The sequence below is a fragment of the Lysobacter sp. Soil_N_51 genome (assembly GCF_057655755.1).
The window spans coordinates 456507-470233 of the sequence record NZ_JBDGLR010000002.1 but is presented as its reverse complement, the minus strand read 5'-3'; the positions used below and the strand labels follow the sequence as shown (position 1 = coordinate 470233).

Here is a 13727-nt window from a genome sequence, read left to right as displayed (position 1 = left end):
CCATCCCCCACACGCAGCGCCGCATGACCACCCCGACGTCCGCCCCATCGCCAGCCGCCGAGCGTGCGTCGCCGTCCTGGCGCCGCGCCGTGTCGATGCTCGCCAGCCTGGCGATCCTCGCGCTGGCGCTGCATGCGCTCGCCGGGGAATTCAGCGAGCAGGGGTATCGGTCGATTAAACATGCTTTCGCGGAAATCGACTCTCTTCGTATCGCCTTGGCGTTTCTGCTTGCCCTCGCGAGCTATGCCTGTTTGGTTGGCTTCGACGCCATCGGCCTGCGCCGCAACGCGAGCAAGGTCAAGCCGCTGCGGTTGATCGTCACCGCCTTCCTCGCCAACGCGGTCGGCCACACTCTGGGCTTCGCCGCGCTGACCGGCGGCGCGGTGCGGCTGCGCGGCTACGGCGCGGCCGGGTTGTCGCTCGCCGACATCGGTCAGGTCGTGTTGATGAGCACCTTGGGCTTCGTGTTCGGCGCCTGGGTGTTGCTGGCCTGCGCGTTGATGTTCGAACCCGCGCCGGCAACCTTGTTGCTGCCGCTCAGCGCAAGCGCGATCCGCGCGATCGGCGCGGCGATCGCGCTCGCGTTCTTCGGCCTGCTGTTCGCGGTCGGCCGCGACGGTCGCACCCTGCGCCTGCGCGGCCATGCGCTGTGGCTGCCCGACCGCCGCACCGTGCTCAGCGTCACTGCGCTGAGCGTGGTCGAACTGGCCCTGGCCGGCGGCGCCCTGTACGTGTTGCTGGCGCCGTCCATTCCGCCGGAGTCGGGCACCGGTTTCATCGGCTTCGTCGGTTTGTATCTGGTGGCGGTGCTGGCGGGCCTGGTGTCGAGCGTGCCGGCCGGCATCGGCGTGTTCGAATGGAGCCTGCTCAAGCTGTTGCCGGGCGTCGCGCCGGCCAGCCTGCTCGCGGCCGCGGTCGCCTATCGCATCACCTACTACGCGCTGCCGCTGGTGCTGGCGACGGTGCTGGGCTTGTTCGGCGCGGTGCGCGGGCCGGTGGCGCGACGCGCGGGCGCGCTGCGCACCGCGTGGCTGGCGATCCGGCCGTGGTTGCCGCATGTGATCGCGCTGGCCGCGTTCGTGCTCGGCGCCGCGCTGATTCTCGACGGCACCTTGCCCAAGCCGAAGCATCGGCTGGTCGGTGCGCCACTGCCGTTGATCGAAACCTCGCAGTTGCTCGCCAGCCTCGGCGGCGTCGGCCTGTTGCTGATCGGCCAGGGCCTGCAGCGGCGCAGCCACGCGGCCTGGGCGCTGGCGTTGGGCGTGTGTCTGTTGCTGCCGCTGCCGGCCTGGCTGCGCGGCGGGCATTGGGTGTTGTCGCTGATGCCGCCGCTGGTCGCGGTCGCGCTGTGGGCGGCGCGACGCGAGTTCTACCGCGAAGGCGCGCTGCTCGACGAAGCCTGGTCGTGGCGCTGGCTGCGCAATCTCGGCCTGGTGTTGATCGCGGCGATCTGGCTGATGTTCTTCGCTTACAGCCACGTCGAATACCGCAACGAGCTGTGGTGGGAATTCCTGGTCTCGGGCAACGCGCCGCGCGCGCTGCGGGCTATGCTGCTGGTCAGCGTCACCGTGATCGCGTTCGGTCTGGCGCGCTTGCTGCACGCCGCGCGCGCGCCGCTGCCGGCGGCGGACGAAGCGCAACTGGCGGCGATCCGGCCGATCCTCGCCGGCGCCGACGACAGTCAGGCGCATCTGGCCTTGACCGGCGACAAGGCGCTGCTGCTCGACAGCAAAAACCGCGGCTTCGCGATGATGCAGCGCTACGGCGGTTCGCTGATCGCGATGGGCGATCCAGTCGGTCCGCCCGAGGTCGCGCGCGCGCTGATCTGGCGGTTCCGCGAGGAAGCCGATCGCCTCGGCATGCGCCCGGTGTTCTATCAAGTCGGCGAACAGTACTGGCAGACCTACCTCGACATGGGCCTGACCCTGGTCAAGCTCGGCGAGGAAGCGCTGGTGCCGCTGACCGATTTCAGTCTGCAAGGCCCGACCCGCGCCGACCTGCGTCAGGCCTGGAACCGCGGCAAGCGCTCGGGCCTGAGTTTCCGTATCGCGCCGAGCGAGGACATCGACGCGTTGCTGCCCGAGTTGGAAGCGATCTCCGACGATTGGCTCGAACACAAGGCCGGCGAGGAGAAGAGCTTCTCGCTCGGCAATTTCGATCCCGATTACCTGCGCCGCCTGCCGGTGGCGCTGATCGAGCACGAAGGCCGCATCGTCGCGTTCGCCAACGTGTGGAACGCGACCAACGGCCGCGAGTTGTCGGTCGACCTGATGCGTCATCGCGGCGACGCGCCCAAGGGCACGATGGATTTCCTGTTCGCCGAGTTGATGCTGTGGGGCCGCGCCAACGGCTTCGAGCGTTTTTCGCTGGGCATGGCACCGCTGTCGGGCATGTCGCAGCATCGTCTGGCCGGGCGCTGGAACCGCTTCGCCAATCTGATCGCGCGCCACGGCGAACGTTTCTACGGCTTCGTCGGCCTGCGCCGGTTCAAGGCCAAGTACGACCCGGTCTGGCGCACCCGTTATCTGGCCGCGCCCGGTGGCATGCATTTGCCGAGCGCATTGATCGACGTGACCCGGTTGATCTCGCTCGACCCGCATCGCAACGACGAAGGCGAAGGCGAACGTCACGTCGCCAAGTTCCCGGTGTCGGCGCCGCCGACGCCGGTGTTGTCGGCAACTCAGGGGCGCGACGCGATGCCCGCGGAAGCGATTCCCGCCGCCGACAACACCCGCGCCGCGACGCCGTCGTAATCGCCGCCGACATGATGGTCGCCGGGCATCTTGTCGATGCCGGCGGCTTTCGCCGGCAAATGCGGACACAGCGCATCGCCGTCGTCGCTGCCGTACAGGCACAGCGTGCGCGCCGGCGGCATGCGCAGCACTTCCGGCGCGATCGGCAGGCCGCGGCCGCTGCTTCCGATCCAGTTCGACAGATGGAATTCGTACTCGGCCTTCTGTCCGGCCGAAATCAGCGCGGTCAGCCGCACCGTGCCGCGTGTGGCCGGCGGCAAGCGGTTGTACGCGCCCGGCAACACGTCGGCGCCCTGCGAGAAACCGATCAGCACCACGTTGTCGCGATGCCAATGGGCGCGGTAGTAACGCACCATGCGATCGAGGTCCCCGGCGAAACTCTGCGGGGTGCGCGGCGTCCAGAAGTAACGCAGCGAATCGACCCCGGCCACCGGCACGCCGGCCTTGGCCAGGCGCGCGGCGACGCTCTTGTCGAAGTCGGCCCAGCCGCCGTCGCCGGAGACGAAGATCGCGAAGCTGTCGGCGTTGCCGCCGGGCATCGCCGCGACTTCGGTGATCGGCAAGCCCTGCAGGTCCGACGGCGGTGGCGGCAGGCTCGCATGCCGTTGCGCGCCGAGCACGTTCAAGGCCGCGCGCAGGCCGGGGGTCGCGTCGCCGCTGGCATTGCGGGCGAAACCGCGCGCCTGCGGAATCGCCTTGACGAAGTCCTGCACCGCCGCCGCGTCGCAGCGTCGCTCATCGGCCTGCGGCGCGGCCACCAGCCACGGCACTTTCAGCGGCGCCGGTTGCAGGCGCGCGAGCTTGCCGTCGAGCTTGAGTTTGAGCGAAGCCGACGCGCACAGCTGACGCGGCAATTCGAGTGTGGGGCAGAACCGGTTCGACACCGCACCGGCGAACAGGCTCGCATCGCCCTGCGCGGCGATCGCATAGGCCAGCGCGGCGCCTTCGCCGTCGCCGAGCAGCAGCGGCAGATGGTAGGTCGGCAGGCGGTAGTAGGCCTGTACGTAACGCGAGAAATTCTCGACGTCGCCGGAGGAGAAATTGCATGCGCCGCCGTCTTTGCGCAGCAGCGCTTGCAGCGCCGGCACATCGACCGTGGCGACCATCGCGCCGTCGGCGACCAGCGCATCCACGCGCGCCTTGCGCTGCGCGGCGTCGAGACCGTCGGCGAACCACAGCACGAAGCGCTTCACCTCGCCCTGCGGCAGGCGCACGGGGGTGCGCTGGAAGCGGCCGTGGGAGATTTCGCTGGCCAACCGAAGCGACGCATCGGAAGCGCCCGCCACCGAAGCCGCGAACACCGGCCCACACGCGGCCCACAAGCAGCCCGCGACCACCGCAACAGCCAAAATCGAAACGCGCATAAGGTCTCCTCGATGCGCCACCTTATACCTGGGTCGGCGTGCAAAGAATGCGTCGGGATGTTGGTGTCGATGGGGAAGCGAAAGCGAATCCCCCTGCCCGCCTTTGCAAAGGAGGAATGGTTCGGGTGGGAACGTTTTAGACGAAAGCGGCGATGGCTTGCGATGCTTTCGCGCGTCGAACGAGCAAGGTCCACGGCTTGATACAGACATGGCGCTGAAGTCTCTGGATCCCCGCCTTCGCGGGGATGACGAGCAAGAGCGGAGTGCGCGGGTCATGGCGCTTACCGGATGGTCGCCCGTTTCCTGCCGTCATCGCCGCTTGCCGCTTCCCGCCTGCCGTCTGCCACCTGCCGATGCCGATGCCGGAGAAGGCGCGTGGAGCCATGCCCACTCACCGCAGTCTTCCGCGGCCCGACCGGACCCGATGCCCAAGCCGCCAGGATTAGCGACACTCCGCACAGTCCGCGACCGCCGCAACACTGCATTCCCCCAATTCGGCCTCTTCCGGCACGTTCCGGCCCGACCCGGCCGAGTCGCGGGCCATGAGCGCGCATTACACTTGCGGCGATGCCCCCGACCGACCCCGCGCCCCTGCCCCGGCTGATCTTCAGCACCTGCCCCGACGAAGCCACGGCCGACGCGATCGCGCTGGCGCTGGTCGAAGAAGGCCTGGCGGCCTGCGTCAGCCGCTGGCCCGGGGTGCGTTCGACCTACCGCTGGCAGGGCCGGGTCGAACACGCCACCGAAGTCCAACTGATGATCAAGACCCAGCCCGACCGGGTGCGCGCGGTGCTCGCACGGATCCAGGCGCTGCATCCGTATGAACTGCCGGAAGCCTTGGTGGTCGAAGTCCGCGACGGCCTCGATCCGTATCTGCACTGGATCGCCGAACAGACCCGAGAACGATGACTGACGACCTGCTTCCAGGCCGGCGCCGACGCGCCGGCCATGCCTTCGCCCTCGCCCTGGCCACCGCCGGGCTGGCCGCCGCGTTCGTCGCGCCCGCGCTCGCGGTCGACGAAAAGGACCTGCTGCCGGTCGACGAGGCGTTCGCGCTGAGCGCCAGCGCGCCGAGCGCCGAGCGCATCGCGATCGACTGGAAGATCGCCAAGGGCTACTACCTCTACAAACACCGCATCTCGGCCAAGACCGACGCCGGCTACGCCGCGCGGCCGCTGCAACTGCCCAAGGGCGAGGCGCACAAGGACGAGTTCTTCGGCGACGTGGAGACCTACCGCGACCGCCTGAGCGCCAGTCTGCCGGGCAGCGCGCAGGGCGCCAGCGTCAAGCTGACCGTCAAATACCAGGGCTGCGCCGACGCCGGCATCTGCTACCCGCCGCAGACCCGCACGCTCAATGTCGCCCTGCCCGCCGCCGCCATCGCGGCGGCGTCGGCACCGGCCATGGACCCGGCGCCCGCATCCGCGCCGCTGGTCCAGTTCGGGCCGCGCGGCGGCGCCAGCAATCCGCTGCTCGGCGGCGGTTCGCCGCTGAGCGCGCCGGGCGCCGGCAGTATCGGCGGCACCGATGCGCTGCCGCTGCCGCCGGAACAGGCCTTCGGTTTCGAAGCCATCGCCCGCGACGGCGACAGCCTGCTGCTGCGCTTCACCCCGGCGCGCGGCTATTACCTGTATCGCGACAAGACCTCGCTCAAGACCGACAACGCGGCGATCGCCGCCGGCAAGCCGCAGTGGCCGCGCGGCACCGCGCATCGCGACGAACACTTCGGCCAGGTCACGGTGTTCTTCGACCAGATCGACGTGCCGCTGCCGCTGATCCGCAAGACCGCCGACGCCGCCAAGATCACCCTGACCGCCGGGTTCCAGGGCTGCCAGACCGACGGCATCTGCTATCCGCCGATGACCCGCAAGGTCACGGTCGATCTGGCGCGCGGCACGGTGACCGCCGCCGTCGATGCGACCAAGACCGACCCCGCCGCGGTCACGGCCGCGGGTGCCGCGACCGCCGCTGCTGCTGCAACGGCCGACGCCAGCAACGCTGATAACGGCGCCGGCACTCCGGCTTCGTCCAGCGACTCCGCCACGGCCGCTACCGATCCAGCCACCGGCGTCGCCAACGTCGATCCAGGCACCACCCAGGCCGGCGCAAGCCTCGCCGGGTCGCCCGACACGGCCAACCAAGCGGCCGACACCGCCGCACCGCAAGCCGAAGACAGCCTGCTCGCCGCCTCGCTGGCCGGCCCCAACCGCTACCTCGCCCTGCTGACCTTCTTCGGCCTGGGCCTGCTGCTCGCGTTCACTCCGTGCGTGCTGCCGATGATCCCGATCCTGTCGGGCCTGATCGTCGGCCAGGGCCCGGGCCTGAGCGCGCGCCGCGCCTTCACCTTGTCGCTGGTCTACGTGCTCGCCAACGCCGCGGTGTTCACCATCGCCGGGGTGATCGTCGGCCTGCTCGGCGCCGGTTCAAACGTGCAGATCCTGTTCCAGACCCCGTGGGTCATCAGCGTGTTCGCGCTGGTGTTCGTCGCCCTGGCGCTGTCGAGCTTCGGTCTGTACGAACTACAGCTGCCGTCGGGCCTGCGCAACTGGCTCAGCGAAGTCAGCAACCGCCAGCGCAGCGGCTCGTGGCTCGGGGTCGCGGCGATGGGCGCGTTGTCCTCATTGATCGTCGGCCCCTGCGTCGCGCCGCCGTTGGCCGGCGCGGTCCTCTACATCAGCCAGACCGGTGACCCGCTGTTTGGCGGGCTGGTGCTGTTCACCCTCGCCCTGGGCATGGGCGTGCCGCTGCTGGTGTTCGGCGTCGCCGCCGGCAAGGGCCTGCCGACCAGCGGACCGTGGATGGTCGCGGTGCAGCGCGTGTTCGGCCTGGTCTTCATCGGCATGGCGATCTGGATGCTGTCGCGGATCCTGCCCGGCCCGCTCACCCTCGCCCTGTGGGGCGCGCTGGCGCTCGGCACCGCGGTGATGATCGTGCTGTCGCTGCGCGCCGCGCGCGGCGACGGCGCGCGCGCGATCGGCTGGTTGTGCGCGCTGCTGTTCGGCGTGCTCGGCGCGGCCCAGGTGTTCGGCGCGCTGGCCGGCGGCAGCGACCCGCTGCGCCCGCTCGCCGGCCTGCGCGGCGGCGGCGCCGCGCATCCGGCCGAACTGCCGTTCCGCACGATCAAGTCCAGCGCCGACCTCGACCGCGAACTCGCCGCGGCCCAGGCCGCCGGCAAGCCGCTGATGCTCGATTTCTATGCCGACTGGTGCGTGGCCTGCAAGGAAATGGAGAAGTACACCTTCCCCGAACCGCAGGTGCAGCGCGCGCTCGATGGGTTCGTCCTGCTCAAGGCCGACGTCACCGCCAACGACGAGCTCGATCAGGCGCTGATGAAGCGGCTGGGCATCATCGGCCCGCCGGCGACGCTGTACTACAGCGACGGCGCCGAACGCCGTGAACTGCGCCTGTTCGGTTTCGAAAAAGCCCCCGCGTTCGCCGCGCGCGCCGATCGCGCGCGCGCCGCTCACCGCTAAGGACAGCACCCCATGGCCTGGTCGTCTACGCTCAAAATCGTGTTGATCGCGGTGGCCGCCGGCACCCTCGGCGTGCTCGCCGGGCAGCTGGTCGGCGGCGGCTGGCTGATGCGCACCGAACTGGGCCAGCGCGTGCTGCAGGACCAGATGGCGCGCGAGGCGCCCAAGCCGCCGGCCGACCTGGCCGTCGCCAGCCGCGGCGCGGCGATGCCGCCGCTGCAGCTGCCGGGCCTCGACGGCAAGCCGATGCAGCTGCCGCAGGCGTTCGCCGGCCGGCCGATCCTGATCAATCTGTGGGCGAGCTGGTGCGGGCCGTGCATCAAGGAAATGCCCGAACTCAATCGTTACGCCCAGTCGCAAGGCGCGACCGGCACCCAGGTGGTCGGCATCGCCCTCGACAATGCCGAGGACGTCGCCGCGTTCCTGCAACGGGTGCCTGTCGGTTACCCGATCCTGCTCGACAAGCCCGGCCCGCGCGACGCCGGCATCCAGCTCGGCAACCCCAAGGGCGTACTGCCTTACACCGTGCTGATCGGCGCCGACGGCAAGCTGCTCAAGCAGCGGATCGGGCCGTTCGAGGCCGGTGAAATCGACGGCTGGGTGAACTGACCCCGGCGCGACGATGCGCCGCTTCGGCCGGCTCAGGTCTTGCGGCGGCATTCTTGGCCCCGCGCACAGTTCCAGGCCGCGACGGCGTTCAGCCAGCACACGGCCCTGGATCACAGCCCCGACTATCGGCCGAACCGTCGGCCCGATACACGGCGGATGCGTGACGGCGCCGGCTTTCCACAGCGGCTCCGGCAGGCGAGGATCGGCGAGTCCCGGATGTACCTTGGCCGCGTGCCGCTGCGAACCCATCGTGGGGCCTGGTTCATCCGCGAACGCCGCGGTGACCCGCCGGCCGGCCGCGCACCCTGCAACGCGAAGTTGCTATCGTCCGTCTACAGCCAGCAAGTCGCGGGTAAAACCGCTACAACACCGGCGGACGCCCGCCGTTCTAGAGCCGCCACTCAAACAACTGCTTAAATCGCGACAACTTCGCCGATTTGGCGGCCAACTTCTGGACAGCTGAGCAGCCATCGCGCAAACTGCCGCCCTTTGAAGGCAACCGCGCGGTCCCGATGGCCAAGCTCCTGGTCCTGCACGGCCCCAACCTCAACCTGCTCGGCACCCGCGAGCCGGAGGTCTACGGCCGCACCACCCTGGCGCAGATCGACGCCGATCTGGGCGAGCGCGCGCAGGCGGCCGGCCACTCCCTGGAGAGCCTGCAGTCCAACGCCGAGCACGTGCTGGTCGACCGCATCCAGGCCGCCCGCGGCGACGGCACCGCGCTGATCCTGATCAACCCGGCCGCCTTCACCCACACCAGCGTGGCGATCCGCGACGCCCTGGCGGCCGTGGCGATCCCGTTCATCGAGATCCACCTGTCCAACCCGCACACCCGCGAAGACTTCCGCCGCCACAGCTATTTCAGCGACCTGGCCCTCGGCGTGGTCTGCGGCTTCGGCGCCGACAGTTACCGCTACGCACTCGAAGCTGCAATCAAGCGATTGGCACTCTAGCGAGCGCCATCGCACCCCGTATCCGTCCGGGCCGCGTCCGCGCGACCTGCATACCAAGCTCCACATCAGAGGCCCGCTCCATGGACCTGCGCAAAATCAAGAAACTGATCGACCTGCTCGAGGAATCCAACCTCGCCGAGATCGAGATCAAGGAAGGCGAAGAATCGGTCCGCCTGGCCCGCACGCCCAAGGGCGGCTACGCGATGCCCCAGCCGCAGCCGATGTACGCGCCGGCGCCGGAACAGCGCCCGGCGGCCCAGGCCATGCCGATGAGCTCGCCGACCGAAGCGGCGACCGGCGGCAGCGCCAAGCCCGCCAGCGACCTGCCCGACGGCCACGTCGTGCGCGCGCCGATGGTCGGCACCTTCTACTCCTCGCCCGCGCCGGACAAGCCGCCGTTCGTCGCGGTCGGCCAGTCGGTCAAGGCCGGCGACACCCTGGCGGTGATCGAGGCGATGAAGATGTTCAACCCGATCGAAGCCGACGTGTCCGGCACGGTGCTCAAGATCATGGCCGAGAGCGGCCAGCCGATCGAGTTCGATCAGCCTTTGTTCGTAATCGGCTGATCGCCGATTACGACGGGATTAGGGAATCGTGATTCGGGATTCGGACAAGCAGCGACCGCATGAGCGCCTGGAGGTCTGGCGCGACGCGATGGCGTTGGTCGAATCGATCTATCGCATCACCGCGTCTTTTCCCGAAACCGAGCGGCTGGGCCTGTCCATGCAATTACGCAGAGCGGCCGTGAGCGTTCCATCGAACATCGCCGAAGGCTCGGCGCGGCGATCGAGACCGGAGTACTTGCGGTTCCTGGCGATAGCGCGCGGCTCGCTCGCCGAAATCAGCACGCAGTATGAGATCGCCCGCCGCCTCGGATATCTAACCGACAACGCCATGGACACGGACTTGCTGGACCGAACCTTCGCCCGTCTGAACGCTCTGATCCGCTCGCTCGGTTCATCGCCGCGCGTCGTCAGCGAGACGCCCGCGCTTCACGAATCCCAAATCTCGAATCCCCAATCCCATGCTTGATAAAGTCGTTATCGCCAACCGCGGCGAAATCGCGCTGCGCATCCTGCGCGCGTGTCACGCGCTCGGCATCCGCACGGTCGCGGTGCATTCCACCGTCGACCGCAACCTCAAGCACGTGGCCATGGCCGACGAGTCGGTCTGCATCGGGCCGGCGCCTTCGTCCGACAGCTACCTCAACATGGCCTCGATCATCGCCGCGGCCGAAGTCACCGACGCCCAGGCGATCCATCCGGGCTACGGCTTTCTCAGCGAGAACGCCGACTTCGCCGAGCGCGTGGAGCAGTCGGGCTTCATCTTCATCGGCCCGCGCGCCGAGACCATCCGCCTGATGGGCGACAAGGTCGAGGCGATCCGCGCGATGAAGGAAGCCGGCGTGCCCTGCGTGCCCGGCAGCGGCGGTCCGCTCGGCGACGACAACGCCGCCAACATCAAGATCGCGCGCGAGATCGGCTACCCGATCATCGTCAAGGCCGCCGGCGGCGGCGGCGGTCGCGGCATGCGCGTGGTCCACACCGAAGCGCATCTCAACGCCGCGATCCAGACCACCAAGTCCGAAGCCAAGGCCGCGTTCGGCAACGACATGGTGTACATGGAGAAATTCCTGGAAAACCCACGCCACGTGGAGATCCAGGTGCTCGCCGACGGCCAGGGCAACGCGATCCATCTAGGCGAACGCGACTGCTCGATGCAGCGCCGCCATCAGAAAGTCGTCGAGGAAGCGCCGGCGCCGGGTATCACGCCCGAGCAGCGCGCGGAAATCGGCAAGGTCTGCGTCGAGGCCTGCATCCGCATCGGTTATCGCGGCGCGGGCACGTTCGAATTTTTGTATGAGAACGGGCGGTTCTATTTCATCGAAATGAACACCCGCATCCAGGTCGAACACCCGGTCACCGAGTTGGTCACCGGCATCGATCTGGTGCGCGAGCAGTTGATGATCGCCGCCGGCCGCAAGCTGTCGATCAAGCAAAGCGACATCGTGCTCGACGGCCACGCGATCGAGTGCCGCATCAACGCCGAAGACCCGGAAACCTTCATGCCCTGCCCGGGCCTGATCCAGCACTTCCACGCCCCGGGCGGCCCCGGCGTGCGCGTCGACAGCCATATCTACGAAGGCTATCGGGTGCCGCCGAACTACGACTCGATGATCGGCAAGCTGATCGTGCACGGCCCCGACCGCGACACCGCGATCGCGCGCATGCGCGTCGCGCTCAGCGAAATGGTCGTCGACGGCATCAAGACCAACATCCCGCTACAGCAGCGCATCCTGTCCGATGCCGGCTTCCAGCAGGGCGGCATGAACATCCACTACCTCGAAAAGCGGCTCAAGGAGCAGAAGGAGAAGACGATCTCGATCGTCTGAGACTTTGTGCCGACGATCTCGATCGTCTGAGTTCCTGCCGCGTAACAACACGAAGGCCCGCGTCGATAACGCGGGCCTTCGTCGTTTCACGATCGGCGAGAACCGCTTCCTGTAGGAGCGGCGCAAGCCGCGACCGCGAACCACGACCTCCAGCGGACACCCGAGGTCGCGACCAACGCCCCAGGAAAAACCACCCCGGCCCGCATCGCCCATCGCACACCCGCGACCGATCCCTCAGCGCCCTACCGCAACCTGCCGCCAACCACGGCCACAAAAAAACCCGCGTCGACAACGCGGGCCTTGACTGATCAACCACCCGGCCGCGCGCGGCGACCCGTCACGCGACGCCCGCGTTACCCGCGATCCGCGCGCGCACCACCCTCGCGCCGCGCCGATCGGCGCACGCACGACAGCCGCACGCCCCGCCTCAGCGCAACGTGGGCTCGACCCACGCCGCCATCTCCAGCACGTCGGCTTCGGTCAACTCGGCCGCGCCCGGCACATTGCGGTGCGCGGTCGTGGCGGTCTTGCCCTTGGCCTTGCCCGGCGCCGGCACCTGGGTGCCCGGAATCGGCTGGATGCCGCCGGTGGACGAGGCGCTGACGACCATCACGTACTCGCTGGAACCGTCCGGCCACATCACCTTGAAGGTGCTGCCCGGCGGCAAGGTCGAGAACGGCGCGCCGCTGCGCGCTCGATAGACCGCCGCGATCTGCGCCGCGCTCAACGAGCGCTGTTCGGCCTTGGAGTCCACCGAGGTCACCGCCACCTGCGACAGGTCGCGGTACTCCTCGCCGAACACGTCGATCATCACCCCGGCCGCGCCGACCGAGTAAGCGCTCAACAACAGCGCCCAGAAGCCGATCTTCGCCGTTTTCATGAAGTGCTCGCGTTTCATTGCACCATCCTCTTTTCGCCAGTCAGCGAATCGACCATTTCTTCAACCACTTCTGCCCCCTGACGCGGGATCGCCGCGTCGTATACGAACCCGGCGAAATCCTGCTCGGGGTCCTGCGAACAAATGCCGCCGTTGGCGCAATAGGAGGTCATCAACGACCCCTTCGCGCTGCAATCCTGGCCGAGCTTGCACGCGGCCAATTGCCACGCCAGTTCGGCGAACTGGGTACCGGCCGCGCGGGTGAAACCCGAGCTGCGGCCGCTGGATGCGATGCCCATGCCCGGCGACAGCGCCGAATAGGCTTCCGGGTCTTTCGAGCGCACGACCCGTTCGACCAGGTCGTTGCGGTATTCCTCGGTCTTCTCCAGCGGCTTGCCGGCCGCGAGCAGCGAGGCTTCGGCGGGCAGGCTGCCGCTCTTGGCCGCCTCCACGCGCTTGACCAGGATCATCGAGAAACTCAGATCGTCCTCGGGCACGAAACGCGCGCAGCGCGAACTCACCCGGCTGCGCGCGGCGACCATCGCCGCGGAGGTGCGCAATTTCATCGCCTCGATCGCGCGGGTGTCGTTGCCGTAGTCGACCGGCGCGTTGGCGTAATTCGCGCAGTAGTCGTAGACGCGCGTCAGCAGCCAGATCGCTTCGGGCTCGCCGGCATCGGCGCGCGAACGCAGCGATTGCGCGAACGAATACAGATCGCGCGCCTGCTCGAACTGCTGGCGCAGCGGCGACTGGGCGATGCCTCCGGGCGCGCGGCGCGGGCCGGCGACCGGAATCGAATCGTCGCGGCCGACATCGTTGTCGCGCACCGAGGCAGGCGTCGGCGCGGCGTGGGCGCGCGCGTCGGCCGCTGGCGCGGGCGCGGCGCCCGCGCCAGCGTCGTGACCGCGCCGGTTGGCGTAGACGAATGCGCCGGCCAGCAAGGTCAGGCCGAGGATCGCGACCAGCGAACGCCCGCCCACGCGCCAGACCGCGCGCGGCTCGCGCGGGCCTTGCTTGTAGCCGGACGTGTAGGTATCGGACATCAAGTGCGTGACTCGCGACCCGGGTTGGCGTAGCAACGGAGCGAGCGACCGGCGATGCCGATCGTCCGCGCCGCGGACGCGATGCCCGCCGCGTCGAACCGGTCGCGAAGACCTGTCCGGCGCCGGCGGCGCATCGTCAAGCCGTCGATGATAAGTCAAGCGCCGCGCAGATGCCCGCGGCCACTTGAATTGTGACTTAAATCACCATTCGCGATGCCCGGTGCCCGCCCGGCCCAGACACGGGCCAGGACGGATGCCCGGCC

The 13727-nt window shown here is 68.8% G+C and carries 11 protein-coding genes; 8 read left to right on the top strand and 3 right to left on the bottom strand.

From position 1 onward, the window contains the following. The first annotated feature begins 23 nt into the window (after nucleotides 1–23). Nucleotides 24–2753 carry a bifunctional lysylphosphatidylglycerol flippase/synthetase MprF gene (gene mprF, locus AC3A4T_RS05015; protein ID WP_487674377.1) on the top strand — a complete coding sequence of 910 codons (2730 nt, stop codon included), beginning with the start codon at nucleotides 24–26 and terminating at the stop codon, nucleotides 2751–2753. On the opposite strand, the gene AC3A4T_RS05010 is transcribed toward mprF, so the two are convergent. Next, entirely contained in the window at nucleotides 2681–4117 is a 1437-nt protein-coding gene (locus AC3A4T_RS05010; protein WP_487674376.1) for a virulence factor family protein, read from the bottom strand. The two genes, mprF and AC3A4T_RS05010, sit on opposite strands and share 73 nt — an antisense overlap. A 567-nt stretch (nucleotides 4118–4684) precedes the next feature. On the opposite strand from AC3A4T_RS05010, the gene cutA reads away from it, so the two are divergent. From cutA to accC, 7 genes are all read left to right on the top strand, one after another. After that, nucleotides 4685–5026: a divalent-cation tolerance protein CutA gene (gene cutA / locus AC3A4T_RS05005; RefSeq protein ID WP_487674375.1), complete on the top strand. Its 342-nt coding sequence runs from the start codon at nucleotides 4685–4687 to the stop codon at nucleotides 5024–5026. Further along, nucleotides 5023–7590 (top strand): protein-disulfide reductase DsbD, encoded by a 2568-nt coding sequence (locus tag AC3A4T_RS05000; RefSeq protein ID WP_487674374.1) that lies wholly within the window; start codon nucleotides 5023–5025, stop codon nucleotides 7588–7590. The genes cutA and AC3A4T_RS05000 overlap by 4 nt, the downstream gene beginning before the upstream one ends. A 12-nt stretch (nucleotides 7591–7602) precedes the next feature. Beyond that, nucleotides 7603–8199 carry a TlpA family protein disulfide reductase gene (locus AC3A4T_RS04995; protein ID WP_487674373.1) on the top strand — a complete coding sequence of 199 codons (597 nt, stop codon included), beginning with the start codon at nucleotides 7603–7605 and terminating at the stop codon, nucleotides 8197–8199. A 512-nt stretch (nucleotides 8200–8711) separates the two neighbouring features. Continuing rightward, nucleotides 8712–9152, top strand: coding sequence for a type II 3-dehydroquinate dehydratase (aroQ, locus tag AC3A4T_RS04990; protein WP_487674372.1), 441 nt, complete (start codon nucleotides 8712–8714; stop codon nucleotides 9150–9152). Between the two features lie 80 nt (nucleotides 9153–9232). Continuing rightward, nucleotides 9233–9718, top strand: a complete 486-nt coding sequence (gene accB, locus AC3A4T_RS04985; RefSeq protein ID WP_046660090.1) for an acetyl-CoA carboxylase biotin carboxyl carrier protein — start codon at nucleotides 9233–9235, stop codon at nucleotides 9716–9718. 28 nt (nucleotides 9719–9746) lie between these two features. After that, nucleotides 9747–10184 (top strand): four helix bundle protein, encoded by a 438-nt coding sequence (locus AC3A4T_RS04980; protein WP_487674371.1) that lies wholly within the window; start codon nucleotides 9747–9749, stop codon nucleotides 10182–10184. Then, nucleotides 10177–11544 (top strand): acetyl-CoA carboxylase biotin carboxylase subunit, encoded by a 1368-nt coding sequence (accC, locus tag AC3A4T_RS04975; RefSeq protein WP_487674370.1) that lies wholly within the window; start codon nucleotides 10177–10179, stop codon nucleotides 11542–11544. Before AC3A4T_RS04980 ends, accC begins: the two co-directional genes overlap by 8 nt. A gap of 427 nt (nucleotides 11545–11971) precedes the next feature. Here accC and AC3A4T_RS04970 read toward each other — a convergent pair whose 3' ends face one another. Together AC3A4T_RS04970 and AC3A4T_RS04965 are read right to left on the bottom strand one after the other, a co-directional pair. After that, entirely contained in the window at nucleotides 11972–12442 is a 471-nt protein-coding gene (locus tag AC3A4T_RS04970) for a hypothetical protein (protein ID WP_310980286.1), read from the bottom strand. After that, nucleotides 12439–13464, bottom strand: a complete 1026-nt coding sequence (locus AC3A4T_RS04965; RefSeq protein ID WP_487674369.1) for a hypothetical protein — start codon at nucleotides 13462–13464, stop codon at nucleotides 12439–12441. The genes AC3A4T_RS04970 and AC3A4T_RS04965 overlap by 4 nt, the downstream gene beginning before the upstream one ends. Nucleotides 13465–13727: the final 263 nt, after the last annotated feature.